22 protein-coding genes, 1 tRNA gene, 1 other RNA gene and 1 pseudogene (1 of these 25 cut by a window edge) are annotated in these 24,488 nt (G+C 34.5%); 20 read left to right on the top strand and 5 right to left on the bottom strand.

The genetic code is table 11. From position 1 onward, the window contains the following. Positions 1 to 8 precede the first annotated feature (8 nt). The 7 genes from THEBR_RS06900 (at position 9) to THEBR_RS06875 (ending at position 7,323) form a co-directional block, all read left to right on the top strand. A complete protein-coding gene (locus THEBR_RS06900; RefSeq protein WP_003867909.1) occupies positions 9 to 821 on the top strand; it encodes a pyruvate, water dikinase regulatory protein in 813 nt (270 codons plus the stop codon). Then, positions 818 to 3,451 (top strand): pyruvate, phosphate dikinase, encoded by a 2,634-nt coding sequence (ppdK, locus tag THEBR_RS06895; protein ID WP_003867908.1) that lies wholly within the window; start codon positions 818 to 820, stop codon positions 3,449 to 3,451. Before THEBR_RS06900 ends, ppdK begins: the two co-directional genes overlap by 4 nt. A gap of 125 nt (positions 3,452 to 3,576) precedes the next feature. Then, on the top strand, positions 3,577 to 4,128 hold the full coding sequence (locus tag THEBR_RS06890) for an HD domain-containing protein (protein ID WP_003867907.1): 552 nt from the start codon (positions 3,577 to 3,579) through the stop codon (positions 4,126 to 4,128). Between the two features lie 9 nt (positions 4,129 to 4,137). Next, complete coding sequence (rnr, locus tag THEBR_RS06885) at positions 4,138 to 6,300, top strand: ribonuclease R (protein WP_013570817.1); 2,163 nt, start codon at positions 4,138 to 4,140, stop codon at positions 6,298 to 6,300. Positions 6,301 to 6,409: 109 nt separating this feature from the next. Beyond that, positions 6,410 to 6,880 (top strand): SsrA-binding protein SmpB, encoded by a 471-nt coding sequence (smpB, locus tag THEBR_RS06880; protein WP_012269405.1) that lies wholly within the window; start codon positions 6,410 to 6,412, stop codon positions 6,878 to 6,880. A gap of 3 nt (positions 6,881 to 6,883) precedes the next feature. After that, positions 6,884 to 7,236: a transfer-messenger RNA gene (ssrA, locus tag THEBR_RS11800) on the top strand. Positions 7,237 to 7,247: 11 nt separating this feature from the next. Further along, positions 7,248 to 7,323 (top strand) — tRNA-Ala (locus THEBR_RS06875). 288 nt (positions 7,324 to 7,611) lie between these two features. Here THEBR_RS06875 and THEBR_RS12070 read toward each other — a convergent pair. Beyond that, a pseudogene (locus tag THEBR_RS12070) lies at positions 7,612 to 7,768 on the bottom strand (transposase); the annotation flags it as partial. A 1,081-nt stretch (positions 7,769 to 8,849) separates the two neighbouring features. On the opposite strand from THEBR_RS12070, the gene THEBR_RS06860 reads away from it, so the two are divergent. From THEBR_RS06860 to THEBR_RS06850, 3 genes are all read left to right on the top strand, one after another. Continuing rightward, positions 8,850 to 10,205 (top strand): IS1380-like element ISTps2 family transposase, encoded by a 1,356-nt coding sequence (locus THEBR_RS06860; RefSeq protein WP_003867561.1) that lies wholly within the window; start codon positions 8,850 to 8,852, stop codon positions 10,203 to 10,205. Between the two features lie 189 nt (positions 10,206 to 10,394). After that, the gene (locus THEBR_RS06855; protein ID WP_013570816.1) at positions 10,395 to 12,251 is read left to right on the top strand and encodes a DUF2357 domain-containing protein; all 1,857 of its coding nucleotides are present in this window, start codon (positions 10,395 to 10,397) and stop codon (positions 12,249 to 12,251) included. A 104-nt stretch (positions 12,252 to 12,355) separates the two neighbouring features. Next, on the top strand, positions 12,356 to 13,321 hold the full coding sequence (locus tag THEBR_RS06850) for a DUF4236 domain-containing protein (protein WP_012269404.1): 966 nt from the start codon (positions 12,356 to 12,358) through the stop codon (positions 13,319 to 13,321). Positions 13,322 to 13,345: 24 nt separating this feature from the next. On the opposite strand, the gene THEBR_RS12065 is transcribed toward THEBR_RS06850, so the two are convergent. Continuing rightward, a complete protein-coding gene (locus tag THEBR_RS12065) occupies positions 13,346 to 13,495 on the bottom strand; it encodes a hypothetical protein (protein WP_013570815.1) in 150 nt (49 codons plus the stop codon). A gap of 193 nt (positions 13,496 to 13,688) precedes the next feature. Between THEBR_RS12065 and lspA the strand changes: the two genes are divergently transcribed. Together lspA and THEBR_RS06840 are read left to right on the top strand one after the other, a co-directional pair. Further along, the gene (gene lspA / locus THEBR_RS06845; protein WP_012269403.1) at positions 13,689 to 14,123 is read left to right on the top strand and encodes a signal peptidase II; all 435 of its coding nucleotides are present in this window, start codon (positions 13,689 to 13,691) and stop codon (positions 14,121 to 14,123) included. Between the two features lie 4 nt (positions 14,124 to 14,127). Continuing rightward, positions 14,128 to 15,045 carry an RluA family pseudouridine synthase gene (locus THEBR_RS06840; protein ID WP_012269402.1) on the top strand — a complete coding sequence of 306 codons (918 nt, stop codon included), beginning with the start codon at positions 14,128 to 14,130 and terminating at the stop codon, positions 15,043 to 15,045. Positions 15,046 to 15,135: 90 nt separating this feature from the next. Here THEBR_RS06840 and THEBR_RS06835 read toward each other — a convergent pair whose 3' ends face one another. Next, the gene (locus THEBR_RS06835; RefSeq protein ID WP_012269401.1) at positions 15,136 to 16,131 is read right to left on the bottom strand and encodes an AIR synthase family protein; all 996 of its coding nucleotides are present in this window, start codon (positions 16,129 to 16,131) and stop codon (positions 15,136 to 15,138) included. Between the two features lie 216 nt (positions 16,132 to 16,347). On the opposite strand from THEBR_RS06835, the gene pyrR reads away from it, so the two are divergent. The 7 genes from pyrR to pyrE all read left to right on the top strand — a co-directional run bounded on the left by pyrR (position 16,348) and on the right by pyrE (position 22,510). Continuing rightward, positions 16,348 to 16,884: a bifunctional pyr operon transcriptional regulator/uracil phosphoribosyltransferase PyrR gene (pyrR, locus tag THEBR_RS06830; RefSeq protein WP_003868400.1), complete on the top strand. Its 537-nt coding sequence runs from the start codon at positions 16,348 to 16,350 to the stop codon at positions 16,882 to 16,884. 205 nt (positions 16,885 to 17,089) lie between these two features. After that, on the top strand, positions 17,090 to 18,004 hold the full coding sequence (locus THEBR_RS06825; protein ID WP_003868401.1) for an aspartate carbamoyltransferase catalytic subunit: 915 nt from the start codon (positions 17,090 to 17,092) through the stop codon (positions 18,002 to 18,004). A gap of 1 nt (position 18,005) precedes the next feature. Beyond that, positions 18,006 to 19,301 (top strand): dihydroorotase, encoded by a 1,296-nt coding sequence (locus THEBR_RS06820; RefSeq protein WP_003868402.1) that lies wholly within the window; start codon positions 18,006 to 18,008, stop codon positions 19,299 to 19,301. A 57-nt stretch (positions 19,302 to 19,358) separates the two neighbouring features. Then, positions 19,359 to 20,282 (top strand): orotidine-5'-phosphate decarboxylase, encoded by a 924-nt coding sequence (gene pyrF / locus THEBR_RS06815; protein ID WP_012269399.1) that lies wholly within the window; start codon positions 19,359 to 19,361, stop codon positions 20,280 to 20,282. An 8-nt stretch (positions 20,283 to 20,290) separates the two neighbouring features. Next, positions 20,291 to 21,019, top strand: a complete 729-nt coding sequence (locus THEBR_RS06810; RefSeq protein ID WP_012269398.1) for a dihydroorotate dehydrogenase electron transfer subunit — start codon at positions 20,291 to 20,293, stop codon at positions 21,017 to 21,019. Beyond that, on the top strand, positions 21,016 to 21,924 hold the full coding sequence (locus THEBR_RS06805) for a dihydroorotate dehydrogenase (RefSeq protein WP_012269397.1): 909 nt from the start codon (positions 21,016 to 21,018) through the stop codon (positions 21,922 to 21,924). Before THEBR_RS06810 ends, THEBR_RS06805 begins: the two co-directional genes overlap by 4 nt. A gap of 13 nt (positions 21,925 to 21,937) precedes the next feature. After that, positions 21,938 to 22,510 (top strand): orotate phosphoribosyltransferase, encoded by a 573-nt coding sequence (gene pyrE, locus THEBR_RS06800; RefSeq protein WP_012268739.1) that lies wholly within the window; start codon positions 21,938 to 21,940, stop codon positions 22,508 to 22,510. Here the strand turns inward: pyrE and THEBR_RS06795 are convergent. Further along, positions 22,507 to 22,740: a peptidoglycan-binding domain-containing protein gene (locus tag THEBR_RS06795; protein ID WP_003868407.1), complete on the bottom strand. Its 234-nt coding sequence runs from the start codon at positions 22,738 to 22,740 to the stop codon at positions 22,507 to 22,509. The two genes, pyrE and THEBR_RS06795, sit on opposite strands and share 4 nt — an antisense overlap. Positions 22,741 to 22,806: 66 nt before the next feature. Beyond that, a complete protein-coding gene (locus THEBR_RS06790) occupies positions 22,807 to 23,982 on the bottom strand; it encodes a class I SAM-dependent rRNA methyltransferase (RefSeq protein WP_009052448.1) in 1,176 nt (391 codons plus the stop codon). A 110-nt stretch (positions 23,983 to 24,092) separates the two neighbouring features. On the opposite strand from THEBR_RS06790, the gene THEBR_RS06785 reads away from it, so the two are divergent. Continuing rightward, positions 24,093 to 24,488 carry the 5' portion of a tRNA 2-thiocytidine biosynthesis TtcA family protein gene (locus THEBR_RS06785; RefSeq protein ID WP_012269396.1) on the top strand. Its footprint extends 312 nt past the window's final position, so the window shows 396 of its 708 coding nt (coding positions 1–396); its start codon is at positions 24,093 to 24,095; its stop codon lies beyond the right edge, outside the window.

Here is a 24,488-nt window from a genome sequence, read left to right as displayed (position 1 = left end):
TTTCTTGAATGGAAGAAGGAGTATCAATTTACTTGGTTTCAGATTCTAATGTAGATACAGCAGAAAACATTGCGAGTATTGCTGCTGCTCACTTTGATACTTTTATAGAAAAAATAAAAAAATATCCGTATGTAGGTGATAAAAATCAAATAGAAGAAATTATTATGGAAGCAGCTAATGATGCAAATAGCATAATAATCCATACTATGGTGGTCCCGGAATTAAAAGATTATCTTCTTAAAAAAGCACAGAAATTTGGCATAAAAATAGTAGATGTAATGGGACCAGTGATAAATGCTATTGAAGATAGTACTGGTATATCCCCCCATACCAATTTAGCAAAAAATAATAAAGAAGATTATTTGAAAAAAATCGAAGTAATAGAATTTGCCGTAAAATATGATGATGGTAAAGATGCAATGGGTATACTATTGGCAGATGTAGTTGTTATAGGGGTTTCTAGAACATCCAAAACACCTTTGTGCATGTACCTTGCTCATAAATATATAAAAGCTGCTAATTTACCTTTAGTGCCAGAAATTGAACCACCTCAAGAATTATTTGAAATCAACCCTAAAAAAATATTTGGGTTGACTATAGATCCTGAAGTTTTGGTAAAAATAAGGAAAGAGAGATTAAAATCTCTTGGCCTTGATGCTAATGCTATATACGCTACTGAAGAAAGAGTTAAAAAAGAGATAAAATATGCTGAGGAGGTGATGAAGAGATTAGGGTGTACTGTAATCGATGTTACAAATAAAGCTGTAGAAGAAACAGCTAATGTGATATTAAACGTATTAAAAGGAGGAGAGATTTCATGAGTAAAAAGTATGTGTATTTATTTAGTGAAGGCGATGCTTCAATGAGAGAACTCTTAGGAGGAAAAGGCGCAAATCTTGCTGAAATGACAAAGTTGGGTTTACCTGTTCCCCAAGGATTTACAGTCACCACTGAGGCTTGTACAAGGTATTATCAAGATGGTAAGACTATAGCTCCAGAAATTGTTGAACAAATCTATGAATATATGGCTAAATTAGAAGAAATTACAGGTAAAAAATTTGGAGACCCAACAAATCCTTTATTAGTATCTGTAAGGTCTGGCGCGAGAGTTTCAATGCCAGGTATGATGGATACTATTTTAAACCTTGGTTTAAACGACGAGACAGTAGAAGGCCTTGCTAAAGCTACAAACAATGAAAGATTTGCCTATGACAGCTATAGAAGATTTATTCAAATGTTCTCAGATGTTGTAATGGGAATTGACAAGAATAAATTTGAAGCTATTTTAGATGAAATAAAAGAGGAAAATGGTGCAAAATTTGATACAGATTTAACAGCTGAAAACCTCAAAGAGGTAGTAAAAAGATTTAAAGAACTTTATAAAAAAGAAATGGGAGTAGACTTCCCACAAGATCCAAAAGATCAACTTCTAGAAGCTGTAAAAGCAGTATTTAGGTCTTGGGATAATCCAAGGGCTATAGTGTACAGAAGACTTAACGACATACCAAGTGATTGGGGTACAGCAGTAAATGTCCAATCAATGGTATTTGGCAACATGGGCAATGACTCAGGTACAGGTGTTGCTTTCACAAGAAATCCTGCAACTGGTGAAAAAGCTTTATTTGGCGAATTCTTGATGAATGCTCAAGGTGAAGACGTTGTTGCAGGTATTAGAACGCCTCAGCCAATTTCAACTTTGAAAGAGACTATGCCAGAAGTATATAACCAATTCGTAGAAATTGCTGAGAAATTGGAGAAACACTACAAAGACATGCAGGACATAGAGTTTACTATAGAAAGAGGTAAACTCTACATGCTACAGACAAGAAACGGAAAGAGAACTGCTCAAGCAGCTTTGAAAGTAGCTGTAGACTTAGTGGCTGAAGGCTTAATAGATGAAAAGACAGCAGTCTTAAGAGTAGATCCGAAACAATTGGACCAGTTATTGCATCCAACCTTTGAGCCAAATGCGTTGAAAGCTGCTAAGCCTGTTGCAAAAGGTTTACCTGCTTCTCCTGGTGCTGCATCAGGAAAAGTATATTTTACTGCTGATGAGGCAATAGAAGCTGCAAAATCAAGAGGAGAAAAAGTAATTCTTGTAAGAACAGAGACATCTCCAGATGACATTGAAGGTATGTCTGTAGCACAAGGAATACTTACAACTCGTGGCGGTATGACATCTCATGCAGCTGTTGTGGCAAGAGGTATGGGTACAGCTTGCGTAGTAGGTTGTGGCGATGCAAAGATAGACGAGCAAGCAAAAGTAATGAGAATTGGCGATATAGAAGTTCATGAGGGAGACTACATATCTATAGATGGTAGCACAGGTAATGTGTACATTGGTGAAATAAAGACTGTTACACCTGAGCTAACTGGAGATTTTGCAACTCTCATGAGCTGGGCAGACAAATATAGAAAATTAAAAGTAAAAACTAATGCAGATATACCAAGAGATGCAAAAGTTGCAGTTCAGTTTGGTGCTGAAGGAATAGGCCTTTGCAGGACAGAGCATATGTTCTTTGATGAAGATAGAATTCCTGCTATGAGAGAAATGATTGTCTCAAAGACAGAAGAACAAAGAAGAAAAGCTTTAGAAAAACTATTGCCTATGCAAAGGTCAGACTTTGAAGGTTTGTTTGAAGTTATGGGTGAATTCCCTGTTACTATACGCCTTTTAGATCCACCACTGCATGAATTCTTACCTCATACAGATGAAGAAATTAAAGAACTTGCAGAAAACATGGGTATAACTTTTGAAGAGCTAAAAGCAACAGTAGAAAGCTTAAAAGAGTTTAACCCAATGTTAGGTCATAGAGGCTGTAGATTAGCTATAACCTATCCAGAAATTGCTGAAATGCAGACAAGAGCTATTATAGAAGCTGCTATAAACGTAAAGAAGAAAACAGGCAAAGACGTAAAACCGCAAATTATGATACCACTTGTAGGTGAACTTAAAGAGCTTAAATACCTCAAAGACATAATAGTAAAAGTAGCTGACGAAGTTATAAAAGAAAACAATGTTGAGATAAAATACCTTGTAGGAACAATGATAGAGGTACCAAGAGCAGCTCTTACAGCTGACCAAATTGCTAAGGAAGCAGAATTCTTCTCCTTTGGTACTAATGACTTGACTCAGATGACTTTCGGTTTCTCAAGGGATGACGCTGGCAAGTTCCTTGAAACCTATTATGAAAAGAAGATATATGAATTTGATCCATTTGCTAAGCTTGACCAAGAGGGTGTTGGCAAGTTAGTAGAAATGGGTACTAAACTTGGAAGACAGACAAGACCTGACCTTGAAGTAGGTATATGTGGTGAGCACGGTGGAGACCCATCTTCTATTGAGTTCTGCCACAAAGTAGGTCTTGATTATGTCTCTGCTTCACCTTACAGAGTACCTATTGCAAGACTGGCTGCTGCTCAGGCGGCAATAAAATACGATAATAAATAATTAATTTCAAAGGCAGCAAATCAAAATTTGCTGCCTTTGAGCATTGTTTAAGGTTATTGTTTTTTGACCATTCATGTTATAATATTAAGTAAAATTGGTAACTTTAATAGTAGGAGGAGAGTTAAATGGATAGAAACACGGCCTTAGCGCTTGTCAAAGAATATGTATCAGATGAGACTTTAATAAATCACATGATAGCGACAGGTGCTATAATGGGAGGGTTAGCTGAAAGATTAGGGCAAGATGTTGAAAGATGGGTAGTTACAGGGATATTACATGACATAGACTACCAAGAAACTAAGGACAATCCAGAGTTGCACAGTATAAGGGGTGGAGAAATTTTAAGAGAACATGGTCTTGATGAGGAAATAGTACATGCAGTTATGGCACATAATGAAATTCATGGCATTGAGAGGATAACTCTTCTTGACAAAGCCCTTTTTGCTGTAGATCCTTTATCGGGTTTAATTACTGCAACAGCTTATGTGATGCCTTCTAAGAAGTTAGAGGAAGTCCAATTAAAATCATTAAAGAAGAAGTTTAAAGACAAGACTTTTGCTAAAGGAGCAAACCGTGACCAAATCAAAACTTGTGAAGAATTTGGAATTTCTTTAGACGAATTTTTAGAGATTGCTCTTAATGAAATGAAAAAAATCGCACCACAGATAGGATTGTGAGGAATGGGAATGAGCGTAAAAGAAAGACTTTTAGAATTAATGAGAGAAGAGAATTATAAACCTTCTAAAATAGAAGAAATAATGAAAATATTAGGGATAGACTATAGTCAAAAAAGCATTTTAGAAAAAATATTAAAAGAGATGGAAAAAGAAGGCCTTGTTTTTAAAACAAAACGAGGTAAATATGCTCTTCCTGAAAGATTAGATTTAGTAAAAGGTAAGATTGAATTTCATTCAAGAGGCTATGGCTTTTTAATTCCCGAAGATAGCAATATAAAGGACATATTCATACCTGTAAGTGGCATGAACGGTGCAATGCATGACGATACTGTTTTAGTGAGAGTTACAAAAAGGGTGGATGGAAAGAGCGAAGAAGGAGAAGTTGTAAAAATTCTCAAAAGGGCAAATACAACTATTGTTGGAACTTACGAAAAAAGCAAAAATTTTGGCTTTGTAGTGCCAGACAACAAAAAGATCCATCAAGATATATTTATTCCTAAAGGAGAAGATAAAGGCGCTAAAACAGGCATGAAAGTTGTAGCCAGAATTACTAAATGGCCTGAAGGAAGGCGAAGTCCTGAAGGGGAGATTATAGAAGTATTAGGATACAAAGGTGACCCTGGCATAGATGTAATGTCTATAATACGGGCGTATGATATTCCTGAAGTTTTTCCTAAAGAGGTTTTAAAAGAAGCAGAAGAGATACCGACAGAAATTCCTGAAGAAGAGAATAAGAGAAGAGTTGATTTGACTGATTTAGATTTTGTCACAATTGATGGAGAAGATGCAAAAGATTTGGACGATGCAGTATGTGTACAAAAACTTCAAGATGGCAATTATCTTCTGTATGTGAGTATTGCAGATGTGAGCCATTATGTGAAAGAAGGTTTGAATTTAGATAAAGAAGCATTAAAAAGAGGTTGTAGTGTATATTTCATTGATAGAGTAATACCAATGTTGCCACCTAAGTTATCTAATGGTATTTGCAGTCTAAATCCGCAGGAAGAAAGACTGACTCTCACTGTTAAAATGAAAATAAACTCTCAAGGAGAAGTTGTAGACCATGAAATTTTTGAAAGCATTATAAAAAGCAAAGAGAGAATGACATATACAAATGTTTACAAACTTTTAGAAGAAAATGATGAAGAATTAAAAAAGAGGTATCAGTACCTATTGGAAGATTTTAAACTAATGAAAGAGCTAGCTCTTGTTTTGCTAGAGAAAAGGAAAAGAAGAGGCAGTGTAGATTTTGATTTTCCTGAAGCTAAAGTAATAGTAGACGAGAAAGGTAAACCAATAGATGTTGTAAAAGTCGAAAGGAATATAGCTCATAGGATAATTGAAGAATTTATGTTAGTAGCTAATGAAACGGTAGCTGAGCATATGCATTGGGTAAATGTACCATTTGTTTATAGAATACACGAACATCCGGATATAGAGAAATTAATTGCTTTCAATAAATTTATTCACAATTTGGGATACCATATAAAAGGAATTGAAGGAGGACAAATACATCCAAAGTCTTTGCAAGAGTTAATAAGACAAGTGAGAGGAAAGAGTGAGCAAAGAGTTGTAGAAACTTTGCTTTTAAGGTCTTTAAAAAGAGCAAGATACAGTCCAGAAGACATTGGCCATTATGCTTTGGCGACCCAATATTATACTCACTTTACTTCCCCCATAAGGCGATATCCTGACCTTATAATTCATAGGATAATCAAAGAATACATAAATGGAAAATTAACAAAAAAAAGGCAACGCCATTACAACAGAATTTTAAATGACATTGCTTTAAAATCTTCTGAGAGAGAAAGAGCAGCAGAAGCTGCAGAAAGAGAAATAGAAGAATTAAAGAAAGTAGAGTACATGGCAGATAGAATAGGGAATGTTTATAAAGGGATAATTTCCAACGTGACAAATTACGGATTTTTTGTAGAACTTGACAACACTGTGGAAGGGTTAGTAGATGTTGCTTCATTGGAGGATGACTATTACCATTTTGATCCAGAAAGATATGTTTTAATTGGTGAAAAGAGCAAAAAAGTTTACTCTATAGGTAAAGAGGTTTATGTAAAAGTTGTTCATGTAGATGTGGATAGGAGAGAAATAGACTTTGTTTTAGCAGAAGAAGAAAAAGATAATTTAGAGATTGGCTTAACCGAGCATAAAAGCTGAAACATATATTGACACTATTTAAAAATGTGTTATAATATAATAGCGATGAGGGTGCCCTATTTGTGACACACAAGTAGGGCAATTTTCTCCTAAAGAGGGTGTTTAAAATTTGGCGAAGGAAGAAATTAAAATAATCGCTCAAAACAAAAAAGCTTACCATGATTACTTCATTGAAGAAACTTATGAAGCAGGAATAGTGCTTAGTGGAACTGAAGTTAAATCTATTAGGATGGGGAAAGTCAATTTAAAAGATAGCTTTGCAAGAGTTGAAAACAACGAAGTTTATCTTTATAATATGCATATAAGTCCTTATGAAAAAGGCAATATATTTAATAAAGACCCCTTAAGGACTAGAAAATTACTTCTCAATAGACATGAGATTAATAAACTAATTGGTTATGTGACAAGGAAGGGTTACACTTTAATTCCTACAAAGCTTTATTTAAAGCGAGGCCTTGTCAAAGTCGAATTAGCTGTAGCGAGAGGTAAAAAACTCTACGATAAGAGAGAAGATATTGCGAGAAGAGATGCAAAAAGTGAATTAGAAAAACACTTTAAAGAAAAACAATTAGGCATATAACATGGGGGTGTACTGGTTTCGACGGGGGCAGTCGAGGTAAAAGTAGCGAGCCGAGTTGTCCGCCAGCTCGTAAAAACGGTGGAGTAAAAATAAACGCAGACAGAGAATTAGCTTACGCTGCCTAATTTAAGGTAGCCGTCCAACCTGAAATGCCCACGTTTCAGGATTGGGCGTCAAAAGAGTGGGGAACTGGTTTTGCTCAGGCTTCGGGGCAAAACCGGAACTTATGAAGCTACCGAGGCGGTTATCCTGTCGCTGGGAGAACCGCTGAGGGAAAATTAAAACAGCGACTGCGCTCGGAGAAGCTTTTACTGTGACGCCTTCGGACCGGGGTTCGACTCCCCGCACCTCCACCAAAAATAAATATGGGGCTGTAGCTCAGTTGGGAGAGCGCCACAATGGCATTGTGGAAGTCGTGGGTTCAAGTCCCATCAGCTCCACCAGAAAAATCAAGGGTTCTAGGTATCCGGCAAGGTACCAGAACCCTTTTTTGGTGCCCAATTGGTGCCCGTATGGAGGTGTCAAGATTATGATAGACCTGGGAAAGGCCAGACTACGTTTTGAAGAACTAGGGCTTCTGAGCGCAGATTCTTTACTTGATTCACTCCTTGAAAGAGTGCAACTTTAGTTGGTGTAATTCCATTTGAAAATCCTCCTGTGTGGATAAGTTAACGGACCTAATATAAGCGATACTCAGCAGATGTTAGTACATGCTGCGATGTATACGAAACTTAACTAGTTACAATTGTGGTGGTAGGTAAAGTAATATGGCTAAAAGTATCAAGGTTGCTAACAGAATTAATATTTCTGACATAAGCTTTTTCAAAATCTAGGGCCTTAAAACTAAATTTATCTTTCTGATTCAATCCTTAATCTATAGACAGCCTTTTATATCATGTAAAAAATGAACATATTTATATTCACATTCAAATAAAGTTTGAATTTTCAGACAATTTATTTTAAACAGCCCTTTTTCATTCCTATAATAGTTAATTTTACTGGCCCTGAAACTATTATCCCTTAGTTCATTGCTAAAAGCTTCTAAATCGTAATAAAATCCATCCATTTTTTAACACACCACCCAGAATCAATTCGGGTTGAAATTGTTTAACTTACCATATATTATATAGGTAAGAGAAGGAAAAGTAAAGGGAGGCAAGGGGAGGTATGAGGAGAAAAATTATTAGTTATTTTTTCTATAGTTACTCTTTTAGTATATTCATGGTGTATTAGTGTGCTAGGAAATGATGGAAGTATGGGACCATGTGGAGAAAAGGATGCGATATATTATCATTCTGTAGTTGTAGATAAGTAAAAAAGTAAAGCAAAAATGTATTTCAAAAAGGCTAGAAGCACATCTCAAAACTTTTATGTAAAAAGTTTTGAGATGTGCTCAACATAAAAATTGCTTAGGAGGAGGTGAAAATATGCAGAAGATAACATTTTCTTCTGTTACCCCGATGGGATGGTGCCTTGGATTTTTCGGATCTGGGGTAATAGACAAGTAAACAAAATTTCCTCCAAGGGGCTGTTTTGCCCTTTGGAGGAAAAATCCAATTATAATTAGTTAGTAATTATAAACTGTAATAATTTAGTAATTATAAACCGTAATAATGACGATATTAATGAGGATCTAAAAACGTATCTATATCTACTTGTTATTATTTAAATTGCTTTTTGCTTAGCTTCACTTTTTTGTCAATAATATCGTGGTAAATAGCTCAATAAAGTATTTGAGAAAATATTGCAAAAAATTATTCAAAAGACTTTGGTTAATGAGTAATAAAGAATTCACTAAACAATGTTTACCTTGGATTCGGCAAGTGAATTTACGAAATGCCCAAATAGAGCCATTTGAGGGCTAAATTAAGTGAAAAATTTTTTACAAAAAATATATGGAGATTCCCCTTTTTCTGATAAAATTTAAGTGTCAAACAAAAACATTAACAGAAAGGAGAATCTCCATAATATGAGTTTAACACTTAATCTTACAAAAGAAAAGGGGTTTTCAAAATATATTTTGCCAGCAACTTTTGATAATTTTACAGTATCAAACAATGTAACTTTCACCTATATCCAAGCATTTAAAGAAAAAATCGGCTTTAATAAAATTCTTTCAAGCATATTATCCTTTAAAAAAGCACCAAATGCTGTTTTTCAACCAGCCGAGATTATTGACTTTATGATTGATTCTGTAATTCAAGGGAATACCCGCTTTCTTCACATGGACCAACTAAGATATGATAATGCATACACAGAAATTAAAGGGCATAAAGTTCCCAGCGAAAAAGTATGCAGAGACTTAATTAAAGCTTTGCCTGAAAGTTCTCTTGAAGAATTAAGACTTATTAACAAGACTTTGCTTTCCTTGCAATCTAAAGGAACGAAACGTGAAGTCATTATGAATTTTGATGATACAGTTTGTACTATATTTGGAGAGCAGGAAGGTGCTTCAGTAGGTTATAATCCAAGGTACCATGGTCGACCATCTTTCAAAGAGAAAATCGGCATTATTGCTAATACTGATGAACTTGTTAATGTTACTCTTGAAGAAGGTAAACATCACACAAATCATGGTTTCTTAGATTTTGTAAAATCTTGCGAAGAACAGCTTCCTGAAAATTGGATAATTAAGCGAGTACGCGTTGACCGTGGAGCATTTGACTACGATAATATGCTGTATTTTGAATCTAAAGGTTATGAATATGTAATGAAAGCTAAAAATCAGGCATGGATCAGATGCTTTATAGACTATGTCAATCAAAGAGAACACCTTTATCCTTGGACTGAAATAGATAAAACCTTTAGTGTAAATGAAATATATGCAAAAATGCCTAAATGGGATAAAGTACGCAGAATTGTGATTATACGCAAAAAACTGCCACAGCCCAAAACAGGGCAGATTTGTATGGATATAGACGAATTCAAATATGAATATCAAGCTATAGTAACAAATATTGAGTACATGACACCTGAAGAAATATTTCATGAATACAACCAACGCTGCGACATTGAAAACAAAATAGATGAACTAAAAGAAGGATTTGCTTTTTCAAAAAACAGTCAAAGAAACAAATTTTGCAACGAAATATTTTTGCTTATCAAAATGATCGCTTACAATCTCCATAATTGGTTCAAAAGGACTATCTTGCCAGAGTTTATGAGTCATCATGAGATAACCACAATAAGGCGAATATTATATAATGTACCTGGTAATCTTGTTGGGAAAGGACGTTATAGGCATATACGTTATCCTAATAATCCGTTTCTTAAAACTGTGATAACGTATATACGAAAAGCACTAATGGTATTTTGCTTAACATAGTAAACACATAGAATATACCAAAAAATATACCAAATGATAGAAACCGCCATATCAAGTAGACGGTTAGCTTTGCTATACCTTAAAAGAGTAAATTAACTGTAAAAAAGGATATAGCTTTTATTCTTTCAATGTAAATATGCAGTTATCAAAGTGCAAAACTTATAACAAAACACCGTTTTTTTTACATTCATGGAAATTGAATTTTTAATTTGCTTGCTACTTGCCGAATTCAAGTTAAAAAAAGATAGGGAAATACTAAAATATTATACTGCAAAAAGGGTTGACAGAGAGGGAATAAAATGGATTAACAAGCATCCTCAATATGTGAAGAACATCGATGGGGAAATAATAGTTGACAAAGTTTGCTCTGTAAAGAGTTCTGTTACCTATGATACATATGAAAACAGATTGGTAAAATACATTATAAAATCTATAATAAAAAAGCTTAATTTAGTTAAGAAAAATTATGAAAAAGAATCAAGTATTGTTGATGAAAAGATTAAAAAAAGCATTGAAGCGATGATATATAAGCTTGGAAGGCATTTAAATTACAGTTTTTTGAAAGGTGTTGGAGATATATATACTATGAATTCACTTTCCCTTGTGCTTAATATGTCGCCAGGATACAAGGATGTTTATAAATATTATATTATGCTTTTAAAGGGACTTATGATAAGGGAATACATTTTTAAAATATCTATGAAAGATTTGGCTATATTATATGAATATTGGTGTTTTATCAAACTTAATTCAATATTGAGAGAAAAATATAATCTTGTAAAGCAAGGTATTATTAAATTTAATAATCGAGGACTTACTGTTACTTTGACAAAAGGCGAGGAGACTCGTGTTGAATATCAAAATCCAAAAAATGGGGAGATATATTCCCTAGTGTACAATAAGAAATTTAAATATGATAATATCCCAACTACACCTCAAATGCCTGATAGTATATTATCGTTGAGTAAAGTTGGATCAAACACTATATTTAAATATGTACTTGATGCAAAATACAAAATAAATCCTGCAGTTGTTGATACAGATTATTATAATAAATATCGTTCTCCAGGTCCGGAAGAAGAGGATATAAACACTATGCATAGATACCGTGATGCCATTGTGTATGAAAATAAAAATAATAAAAATTTTGAGAGAATGGTTTTCGGGGCTTTTGTATTGTTTCCATATTCTGACGAAGAAAAATATAAAGAACATCATTTTTATAAAAGTAATGAAAAAGTTAATGTGGGAGGACTGCCATTTTTACCTGGTTCTACTAAGCTTGTTGAGAAACTCATAGATGACCTTATAAATAATTCTTTTGAATCAGCTTTTGAAGATTCAGTTTTTCAAGGTGGTACATATGAATACCTTGATCAAGTAAAGTTTGATGATAAAGAAGTACTTGTTGCTCCGTTGTCAAGTAAAGAGCAGCTTGATATAAATCTCAAATATAATTTTTATCATATACCTTATAAAAATATTAAGTCTAGCGGTATCAAGTTTAAATATGTTGCGATATACCAGTCAATCAAAAAATTTGATAAAGAAGCTGGGATACACTATTATGGTAGGATAAAAGGTTTTGAAATAGTAAAAAGGAAAGATATAAAAGAAATACCAAAGGATTCTGATGAGTTATATGTGAAATTTGAAATAGAAGAATGGAATAAGCTTGAAAGACCTATTACTTGTGGTCCTTTTGGAGTTACAAATCGTATATATACTAATTTGTTTCTTCTTAAGAATGCAAAAAACGTATCAGAACTTTGTATAAAAACAAAAGAAGACTATAGACTTTATTTGGAACTTAAGAGGTTGTATGAGCATCAAGAAGAATTTTTAAAAGTCAATATTAATAGTAAAATGATTGACGAAAATACAAAAATAACAGGCTTTAAAATAGGGAATTTAACGATATTTATAAATGAGGGTTATTATAATATCTATAAAGATGATATTTTACGAGACAAAATACCTATAGAAGAATTTTCAAAAAGACCCAATGCAATTATAAAGAGGATAAGAAGAGAAATACAGCAATAATTCATTTAAAATTGGAAGAAATAATGCCGATGTATAGGAAATTTTTAAAGCGATAGAAGATATCTTTTAATTGGATCCGTAATTTAGAGGAGGTATAATTGAAAGTGAGCTGGAGATTTAGAAGAAGTATTAGTCTGGGTAAAGGAGTTAGAATAAATGTCAGTAAAAGCGGTATAGGTTTTAGTGTAGGGAAAAGAGGTGCGAGAATAGGGGTAGGTCCCCGGGGAGTTTATACTTCTTTTGGGATTCCGGGGACAGGTCTTTATACCATCAATTATTTAAATAAAAAGAAAAAACAAGTCAGTTCTTCACCTAACACTCAAATAAATAATGTTAGTATAACTTATCCACCAGAAATATTGAAAAAAATGCCTTCAAAAGCTCCTCATTATTTGTTGTTTATTGCTTCTTTTATATTGCTATTTACATATACTCCCTTGGGAATATTAGGATTTATAATTTTTGCGTTTTATTTTTACGCGTTAAGTAAAAAACCTATTTCAAAGGCAGTTTCTTTCTTTGAGAAGGGTAAGGTGGCTTATAATCGTGGAGATTATAAAAGTGCTTTAGATAATTTTTTAAAAGTTATTGAAATAGAACCAGATGCAATTTCTTTGTATAAAGAGATTGGAATTATTTATATCCATTTAGGAGAAGATGAAAAAGCTAATGAGTGCTTTGAAAAATATCTTTTTAAGTATCCGGAGGATTTGGAGGCAAAAACTCATTATATTAATCTTTTAATTAAAGTTGGGCAATACCAAAAGGCACTTGAACTTATGAATTTATTGCCAGAGGAGTATAAGAATAATTTGTTTGTAATTAATGCAATGGCTGATTGTTATATAGAACTTAACAAACCTGATATGGCTTTAGCGGTTTTAGAAAAAGGACCGATGAGGAAGAGAAAAACTGATACTGAGGAGATGAAGGTGTATAGGTATTTGTTGGGTACAGTTTATAGGAAACTGGGGCAAAAAGAAAAGGCGTTAAAGCAATTTCAAAAGATTTATGTGGAGGACAGTAATTTTTTAGATGTAGCGGAAAAATTAAAAGAGGTGGAAGGTTAATAAATCATAAAAGATTTATGTAAACTATTGTGTTAAAGAAAATGTAGATACTATTCTTGAAGGTGAAGGGGACATAGCTACAAGGTTACCCTCAATTAATTCTACTCTTTCACCTTCTTCCAATTTAAGATAGTCAGTAAATGTGTAAACATTATGTTTTATTGGGAATTCCATAATTATCACTCCTAAATTTATATTAAATTTTTTATGACGAGATTGACTACAATTTCATATGCCTTCAATAATGATTATATCCCATAGTTATTACTTTTTAAAGCATATAGTTTAAATCCCAATTTTCTTGTATAATATATTCGTACGGCAAATACGCCAACTCAAACAAATGAATACATAGGAGGAATTGGCATTGGCGATAGTTATTGTAGCTTTTGTGGTTTTTCTTGACCAATTGACGAAGTATCTTGCAGTGAAGTACCTTATGCTTATAGGAAGTTATCCGGTTATAAAGAATTTTTTTCATCTTACTTATGTGGAGAATAAAGGTGCGGCATTTGGGATGCTTCAGAATAAGACTCTTTTTTTTATAATAATAACAGTAATTGTAGGAGCTGTGTTGATTTATTCTATGATTAAATTGCCGGAAAATAGTGTGTATAATTATACACTTGCTATGATTTTAGGTGGCGCTATTGGAAATCTTATTGACAGAGTTAGATTGGGATATGTTGTAGACTTTATTGATTTTAAATTTTTCCCTGCGGTTTTTAATGTTGCAGATTCTTTTATAGTTATAGGAGCTATTATATTAGGATATCTTATGATTTTTAAGGAGAAGGCGTGATGTGATGAACATAGTAGATAAGATAGTTTTGCAAGGAGAAAAAGAGGATGAAGGAAAGAGAATAGATGTCTTTCTTGCGGCAGAATTAGATTACACAAGGTCTTATATTAAAAAATTGATTGTGGATGGGCTTGTTTTTGTAAATGGTAAAACGGTAAAGCCCAGCTACAAGGTAAAAGAGAATGATGAGGTTGTTTTAAATGTCCCAGAGGCAGAGAAAATTGATGTACTGCCAGAAGATATACCTTTGGATATTCTTTATGAAGACGATGATATAATTGTGATAAATAAGCCACAGGGAATGGTAGTGCATCCGGCGCCGGGTAATTACAGTGGTACACTTGTTAATGCACTTCTTTACCACTGTAAAAATTTATCGGGAATTAACGGCATTTTAAGGCCGGGTATAGTTCACAGGCTTGATAAGGATACCTCTGGTGTGATGGTTGTTGCTAAAAATGATAAGGCCCACATAAGCCTTTCTAATCAAATAAAAGAGAGAAGTGTTTTTAAAAAATATGTTGCTATTGTAGAGGGAGTTATAAAAGATGAAGAGGGGAAAATTGAGGCACCTATAGGAAGGCACCCTGTTGACAGAAAAAAGATGGCTGTAATAGAGGATGGAAGATATGCTCTTACATTGTACAAAGTTTTGGAGCGGTTTAAAGAAAATACATTAGTAGAGGCGGTTATAAAGACAGGTAGGACTCATCAGATAAGAGTGCATATGGCTTATATAGGACATCCTATTGTAGGAGACCATGTTTATGGCTTTAAGAGGCAAAAGTTTAAGTTGGAAGGACAGGCATTACATTCAAGTGTTTTAGGATTTATGCATCCTACAAAAGGAGTTTACATGGAGTTTGAAGCTCCACTTCCTGAGTATTTTGTAAGGTTGATTGAAATATTGAGAAACAAATAGAGATAAGTTTAGTTCCTGCTCTGTCAAGTCGCTTCACTTATGCAAAATGCCAACATATCATAAAAAGTTTGTTTACACCCTGAGATAGAATTATAAAAGAATCCTCTCTTTATTTACTAAATATATCTCATCTCGCTCTGGCGGAGTTATTTCTTCTTTTCCTTTTGATGTTATTAAATATTTTCCTTCTTTTATAATTTTACCTATTATTGTAGCTTGTATTCCTTTTTCAGATAGAGATTTGACTATTTTATCTCCATCACTGGCAGTAATTATCATTGAACCGCTGGATATGAGCTTTAAAGGGTTTATGCCAAAAAAACGGCAAATTTCTTTTGTTTCAGGGCGTACTGGCAATTTTTCCTCATATATTTCAATGCCAAGGCCTGATGCTTCTGCGATTTCATAGGCTGCTCCTAATATTCCTCCTTCTGTTATATCGTGCATTGCATTTGCACCATTTTGTGCTGCAATAAGTCCTTCTTCTATGACACTTATTTCGTTTATAAAACTTTGTGCTTTTAAGATAAAATCTTTATCGTAGCGCTTTAGCAGCAAATCTTCATAGTCAGTTGCTAAAATTGCTGTGCCTTCAAGGCCTAAAGCTTTTGTAACTATGACATCATCGCCTATTTTTGCGCCTTTTGTGGTTATGTACTCACCTTTTTTAGCCATGCCAATTGCTGTTGTGCTTATAATAGGCTTGTTTACTGTAGTGGTTATTTCTGTGTGGCCTCCTAAAACTTCTATGTTGAGCTTTTTTGCTGCTTTATCTATTTCTTCCATTAAATTATGGAGTACAGATTCATCACTGCCTTCGGGCAGTAGTATAGTTGATAATATTCCAATTGGCTTTGCGCCACAAGAAGCTAAATCATTACAGGATATTATGACAGATAAAAAGCCGCTTAATTTCTCTGCTGCTGTTATGGGGTCTGTTGAAAGGACCGCCACGTATTCGCCGAAATCGATTATGCTACTGTCTTCTCCTAATTGGGAGTGGACTAAAACTTCTTTTCTTTTAACTCCGAGATATGGGAAAACACTTCTTTTTAGTATTTCTACAGGTACTTTTCCTACTTCCATTTTGTCACATCCTTCTTTTAATATTGGTGTCAATACTAACATCTTAGCACAATTTTTATTTTTTTTAAATATTCCTATGGACAATTTAAAAAGAATGTGATAATATATAAAAAAGCAAAGTTCTTTAAGCAGTCCTGTGAGGCTGGCAAGGTTACCATAATGTAGCATAAAAAACTTCTTGTCAGTGCAAGAAGTTTTTTTGTGGAGGTTGTGAAGTTGAAGATAAAAGCAGAGATAATGGATGAAAAAGCTATAGACAGAGCGCTCATACGAATAGCCCATGAAATTGTGGAAAGGAATAAAGGCATTGAAGATGTGGTTTTGGTAGGTATTAAGACAAGAGGAGTGCCTTTAGCAGAAAGGATAGCGAAGTATATATCGCGAATTGAAGGGAAAAAGCCTCCAGTAGGGTCGCTGGATATCACCTTATATCGCGATGACCTCACGACAGACCTTGAACAGCCTTTAGTGAAGAAAAAAGATATAGGTGTAGATGTAGTAGGTAAAATAGTGGTATTAGTGGATGACGTGATATACACAGGAAGGACTATAAGGGCTGCTATGGATGCAATTATCGACTTAGGAAGACCTAAAGCGATACAGCTGGCAGAACTAATTGACAGAGGGCATAGGGAATTGCCTATAAAGCCAGATTATGTAGGTAAAAATGTTCCAACATCAAAAAATGAAATAGTAAATGTAATGTTGGAGGAAGTAGACAAAGTAAACAGAGTTGTAATAACTGAAAAGTAGCACCTTTAATTTAGCCCAGCGAGGCTAAAAAGGGAGAATGATAGATATTCTCCCGGAGTATTAAACTCTAAAAAGGGAGGATTTTTTATGCCAAAATTCAGAACCCTAATTTTAACAAAAGAGAATATTTTATACAAAAAGAGTAGTACCATTTCACACTATTGTGATGTGGTTACTACTCTTTTTTTAAAAGGAGGAAGGTAATGTGAAGAGAAAAGACCTGTTAGGCATTAAGGATTTATCGAAAGAAGAAATACTAGAAGTTTTAGACACTGCAAAGGAGATGAAAAAAATTCTAAATGGAGAAAAATATTCACAGATACTAAAGGGAAAGACAGTTGTGACGATTTTTTTCGAACCTAGCACGAGGACAAGACTATCTTTTGAGATGGCAGCAAAGTATTTAGGAGCCCATTACGGCAATATAGAAGTGGCAACCAGCAGTGTGGCTAAAGGGGAGTCTTTAATAGATACCATAAGGACTGTTGAGATGATGAAGGCGGATGTGATAATAACAAGACACAACATGAGTGGAGCGCCGCATCTTATGGCAAAATACACAAATGCCTCTATCATAAACGCAGGAGATGGTATAAATGAACATCCCACCCAAGCCTTGTTGGACATGATGACAATCAGAGAAAAGAAAGAAAGCTTTGAAGGATTAAAAGTGGCAATAATAGGAGATATTATGCACAGCAGAGTTGCACGGTCAAATATATGGGGACTTAAAAAGATGGGGGCGGAAGTGAGAGTTGCAGGCCCTTCCACCTTGATGCCACCTGCAATAGAAAAATTAGGAGTCAAGGCTTACTACAATGTAGAGGAAGCAATAGAAGGAGCAGATGTGGTGATGGGGCTTAGAATACAGCTGGAAAGACAAAAAAGCGGTCTTTTTCCCTCAATTGATGAATATAGAGAGTATTTTGGGATAAATAAGGAAAGAATGAAACTTGCAAAACCTGATGCGATATTGATGCATCCAGGGCCTATAAACAGAAATGTTGAACTTACGTCAGAAGCAGCAAATGACAAGTATTCTGTTATAGAAGAACAGGTGACAAACGGTGTCGCTGTCAGGATGGCACTTTTAAAAATACTTTGTGAAAGGAGAAATTAAAATGAGGATGATTATAAAAAACGGTACGGTAATAGATGGATTTGGAAGTGAAGCCACAGCGGATATATTGATAGACTATGGTATCATAAAAGCGATTGATAAAAATATACAAGTCTCAGACGGGATAGTGATTGATGCGACAGGAAAATATGTACTTCCGGGCTTTGTTGATATGCACACCCATTTAAGGCAGCCGGGATTTGAAGAGAAAGAGACTATTAAAACAGGGACAGAGGCGGCAGCAACAGGAGGGTATACAACTGTTGCCTGCATGCCAAATACAAATCCTCCTATAGACAATGAAATAGTAGTAGAATATGTAAAAAGCATTGCACAAAGAGAAGGAGTTGTAAAAGTACTGCCTATAGGAGCCATGACAAAGGGAATGAAAGGCGAAGAGATAACCGAAATGGCAAAACTTAAAAAAGCAGGGGTTGTTGCCTTATCTGATGATGGTTTTCCAATAATGAGCGCAGGGCTTATGAAGAGGATAATGACATACGGAAAAATGTATGACCTTCTTATGATAACTCACTGTGAAGACAAAGCCTTAAGTGGAGAAGGTGTAATGAATAGCGGAGTAATTTCAACAATGATAGGATTAAAAGGCATACCAAGAGAAGCAGAAGAAGTCATGCTTGCAAGAAATATTATACTTGCAAAGTCAACTGGTGTAAGGCTTCACATCGCACATATCTCAACAAAGGGAAGTGTCGAACTTATAAGAGAAGCGAAAGAAAAGGGAGTGAAAATAACTGCTGAAGTGACTCCTCACAATCTTACCTTGACAGATGAAGCAGTTTACAATTACGATACAAACACAAAAGCTTATCCACCCTTAAGGACAAGAGAGGATATAGAAGCATTAATAGAAGGATTGAAAGATGGCACAATAGATGCAATCGCGACAGACCATGCCCCTCACACTAAGGATGACAAAAAAGTACCTTACGACATGGCTGCTTTTGGAATATCGGGCTTAGAGACAGCCTTCTCTGTGATAAATACTTTCCTTGTACAGACAGGTAAAATAACCATAAAAGAGTTAGTCAATTACATGAGTATAAATCCTGCGAAAATATTAGGTATATCCAGTGGGATAAAGGTAGGGTCGATAGCGGATATTGTAATTGTAGACCCTTATGAAGAGTATGTAGTTGACAAAGATAAATTTAAATCAAAAGGGAAAAACACGCCTTTCCATGGTATGAGGCTAAAAGGAGTTGTGGATTGTACGATAGTGGAAGGAGAAATAAAATACAAAAAGGATAGAAAAACAGAAAAAGTTGAGGTATAATTATTAATAAATATTTATACAATAAAATGAATAAACTTTCAGTAAAGGATGAGGAATATGTTTATTGATAGGTTAATTGAAAATATAAAATCTAAAAAAAGTCCTGTTGTGGTGGGGCTTGACCCTAGAATTGAAATGACGCCCCAGTTTATAAAAGATATCGCATTTAAAAAAAGAGGAGAAAACATTGAAGGTGTGTGTGAAGCTTTGTATCTCTTTAATAAAGGTATAATAGATGCAGTCTACGATATTGTACCTGCGGTCAAAATCCAAGTGGCTTTTTATGAAGCTTATGGGATAGAAGGATTTAAAGCTTTCTTTAAAACTGCTGAATACGCCAAAAGTTTAGGGCTTATGGTAATAGCGGATGTTAAAAGAGGAGATATACAAGAGGTTGCAAAAATGTATTCAAAAGCTTATTTGCAAAACCAGTTGTTTGATGCTATTACTGTAAATCCCTATATGGGTGAAGACACTATAATGCCTTATGTAGAAGATGCGATTAAATACGATAAGGGTATATTTGCACTTGTCAAGACTTCTAACAAAGGTTCTAAAGATATACAGGATATAAAAACTACCAAGGGTGAGTATGTATATCAAAGTGTTGCAAGAATGATAAATAGAATTTCAAATTCAGCAATTGGGAAATATGGCTATAGTTCTATAGGTGCAGTAGTAGGGGCAACTTATCCAGAAGAGGCAAAAGTGCTAAGAAAGGAAATGCCAAATTGCTTCTTTCTAGTGCCAGGCTATGGGGCACAAGGGGGGACTGTTGAAGATATAATGGATTGTTTTGATGAGAATGGATTTGGCGCAATAATAAATTCTTCACGGAGCGTTATCTATGCATATCAAACTCCTTACTGGAAAGATGTATATTCTGAATATGAGTATGCACAAGCGGCGAGAGCAGAAGTAATTCTTATGACAGGTATGATTAACAATGGGCTTGTTAAAAGAAAATACATCGCTTGTTGAGGTGAAAAATGGAAACCAGGATATTGTCTAATGAAAAGATAGCCACAGGTATTTATAAAATGGTATTTGAGTGGTATGAGAAAGCACACCCAGGACAATTTGTGATGGTAGACTGCAAAGGCAAGACTTTTTTAAAGAGGCCTATTAGCGTATGCTCTGTTGATGACAAATCAATGACAATTGTATATCAGGTTAAAGGGGAAGGTACTAAAAATTTATCCGAAATGAAAAAAGGAGACACAATTGAAGTAACAGGTCCTCACGGACATGGTTTTGAACTATATGAGGACAAAAATGTGTTAATAGTAGGAGGGGGAATAGGCATTCCTCCCCTTCTATACCTTGCTAAAAAAATCAAAGCAAAAAATTTGTATATTGCGTTGGGATTTAAAAGAGAAATTTTTCTTGTGGAGGAGTTTAAAAATTTAGGAGAAGTTATTGTCACGACAGAGGACGGAAGTTTTGGGAAAAAAGGAATGGTGACACAAGGAATTGAGGATATAATTGATAAGATTGACATAATATATGGCTGTGGACCAAAGCCTATGCTAAAAGCTCTTAAAGAGATTTCTTTGAAAAATAACATTCCTTGTCAAATATCTGTAGAAGAAAGGATGGCTTGTGGCATAGGAGCTTGTCTTGTATGCGCTTGTAAAGTGAAAAAAGATGGTGGTTTTGAGTACAAAAGAGTGTGCAAAGATGGTCCCGTCTTTTGGGCAGAGGAGGTGGAATTTTGAATTTACAAGTTGAAGTTGGGGGACTTAAGTTAAAAAATCCGGTGATGACAGCTTCAGGTACTTTTGGATTTGGAAGAGAGTACGGAGAATATATTGATTTAAATCAATTAGGGGCAATAGTTGTAAAAGGATTAACTGTAAACCCTAAAGAAGGTAATCCACCTCCACGAGTTTATGAAACTCCTTGTGGAATGCTAAACAGTGTAGGGCTTCAAAATCCGGGTATAAATGCTTTCATTGAGAAAGAGCTGCCTTTTTTAAGAGATTATGATGTTGCTGTAATAGTGAATATTGCAGGAGAAACCATTGAGGAATTTGCTTACATGGCAAAGAAGCTTGATATAGATGGTGTTGATGGAATTGAAATAAATGTCTCCTGTCCAAATGTAAAAAAAGGTGGTATGGCTTTTGGAATAAATCCTGAGGATATATTTAATATAACAAAAGAAGTAAAAAAAGTTACACAAAAAACTGTCATTGTAAAATTAACTCCAAATGTAGGAGATATTGGAGTTTGTGCTAAAGCAGCAGAAGATGGAGGAGCAGATGCTGTATCTTTAATTAATACAATTGCAGGAATGGCTATAAATATTGATACAAGAACCCCTGTTTTTAAGAACGTGATTGCGGGTTTGTCTGGACCTGCTATAAAGCCTATTGCCCTTAGGATGGTGTATGAGGCAGCGAGAGCCGTGAAAATTCCTGTTATAGGTATGGGCGGTATAAGTTCATTTAAAGATGCATTAGAGTTTATGATTGCGGGGGCGAAGGCAGTGGCAATTGGCACTTGTAATTTTGTAAATCCCAATTGCACAATTGAGGTTATTGAGGGCATAAAACAATATATGGTTTTAAACAATATAGAAGACATAAATGAGATTATAGGTTCTTTAAAGGTTGATTAAAGGGGATGAGAAAATGGAAAAAGAAGAAGTCTTAGAGATTTTTAGCAAGTTAGGAGTAATTAACAAAGGACATTTTTTATTGACATCAGGAAAACACAGCGATACCTATTTGCAGTGTGCGAAAATATTTCAATATCCTAAATACAGCGAAATTTTTAGTAAAGAATTGGCATTAAAATTTAAAGGCCACGAAATAGATGTTGTAATAGGGCCTGCAATTGGAGGAATTATATTGGCCTATGAAGTTGCTCGTCAAGTTGGAGCAAAAGCTCTTTTTGCAGAAAGAGAAGAAGGGGTGATGAAGCTAAGAAGAGGGTTTGAAATCAAAGAAGGAGAAAATGTATTAGTGGTAGAAGATGTTGTTACTACAGGAGGTTCTGTAAAAGAGGTTATAAATTTAGTCAATTCTTTAAAAGGCAATGTTATAGGAGTTGGAAGTATAGTTGATAGAAGCGACGGAAAGGTAAATTTTGAAGTTCCTTTTAAGTCTGTAGTAAGTTTGTATGTTGAGACATATGAAAAAGAGGAATGTCCTCTTTGCAAAGAAGGCATTCCTCTTGTAAAGCCGGGAAGCAGGAAATTTTAAGGTATGAGCATATTTATAACTCTCATTGTTTCTGGTCCTACAATTCCATCCACTTTAAGACCATTGTCTCTTTGAAATCTCATGACGGCGTTTTTGGTTCTTGGCCCAAAAATGCCGTCTATTGGACCAGGGTCATAACCTAAACTTTGAAGAATCATTTGAAGCTGAAGGACATCGTATCCGACGGTACCCTCGTATAGAAGCCTGGAGCCTAATTGTTGCCTCTCCATTTTTTCACCTCATTTATACACTTTCACTATTACACAATATGATAAAAATAGGGAAAGTGTTCTTTTTTATAAGACTTGTAGAATTAGGCACTTTAAGTATTGAGTTTCTTCAGAGGCTAATAATATTGGATGGTCTTTTGATTGAGTACGTTGTTCTACAAGTCTTACATTTCTTTTAGCATCATTGGCTGCTTCTTTAATGACATCTAAAAACATATCAGGTTTTATGTGCTGTGAACAAGAACAGGTGATGAGAAAGCCTCCTTCTCTTAGAATTTTTAATGCTCTTAAATTTATTTCCTTGTATCCCCTTAATGCGTCTTTTACAGTTTCTTTGCTTTTTGTAAAGGCAGGAGGGTCTAATATTACAGTGTCAAATTTTCTATTTTCTTTGTCGTATTTCCTCAGCAAATCAAAGGCATTGTCACATACGAAATTACATCTTTCTTGATAACCATTGAGTTCTACATTCTTTTTGGCCATTTCAATGGCTTCCTCAGAGATGTCGACTGTCTCGACTCTTTTTGCTCCATAGTGTAGGGCATGTACTGTAAATGAACCAGTGTGGCTGAAACAATCAAGAACTTCTGCATCTTTGACGTAATTTTGAATTGCTCTTCTGTTTTCTTTTTGATCTAAAAAATATCCAGTCTTTTGGCCATTTTCAATGTCTACCCAAAATTTTATTCCATTTTCTTCAAATTGTTGCATTGTGTCAAACTTGCCGTACAAATAACCTTTTTGCTGTGGAAGGCCCTCTAATTCTCTTACATTTACATCATTTCTTTCATAAATTCCTTTGGGATTTAATATTTCAACAAGAAGCTTTACTATTGTTTCTTTATATCGATCTATACCTAATGAAAGTGTTTGAAGAACGAGATAGTCACCAAATTTGTCCACGATTAAAGCAGGTAAAAAATCTGCTTCTGCAAATACGACTCTACAGGAGTTTAAATTGTCCATAACCTTTTTTCTGTATTCCCAGGCTCTTTTAATTCTTTTTCTAAAAAATTCTTCATCTATTTCTTCATGAATATCCCGAGTCAATAGTCTTACTGTTATCATGGATTTTAAATTTATATAGCCTTTTCCTATGAATTCTTTTTTGTGATTTAAAACATTTACAATTCCACCTGGAGTGTAATCTCCTTCAATTCTATCTATTTCAGTTTTGTATATCCAAGGGTGACCATTTAAAATCCTTTTAATATTTGTGTTTCTTAATATAACATCTGCCATAACTTCTCTCCTCACAACTTCTAATAATTTCTTTATATCATAATTAGCTAAAATATTCAATTGTATTGACATATTCCTGTGAATAGTATTAATATTGAAGGGGTGATAATATGCAAAAAATACTTGGAAGAATAAGAAGAGCAGTTCAAGATTTTAATATGATACAAGAGGGAGATATAATAGCTGTTGGTGTTTCAGGAGGAAAAGACAGTGTAACCCTTTTGTATGGATTACATCTTCTTAAAAATTTTTATCCGGAGAAATTTGAGGTAATGGGATTGATGTTGACGTTAGGTTATGATAATTTTGACCCAACGCCTGTAGAAAATTTTTGCCAAGAAAAAGGGATACCTTTTTTTATTAAAGAAACCGATATAAAAAAGATAGTATTTGATTACAGAAAAGAAGAAAATCCATGCTCTTTGTGTGCGAATTTAAGAAGAGGAGCATTAAATAATTTTGCAAAAGAAAAAGGATGCAACAAAGTGGCTTTAGCACATCATTAT

This window comes from Thermoanaerobacter brockii subsp. finnii Ako-1 (assembly GCF_000175295.2).
GTDB classification, from domain to species: Bacteria; Bacillota; Thermoanaerobacteria; order Thermoanaerobacterales; family Thermoanaerobacteraceae; genus Thermoanaerobacter; species Thermoanaerobacter pseudethanolicus.
This window is presented reverse-complemented; position numbering and strand designations above follow the sequence as displayed.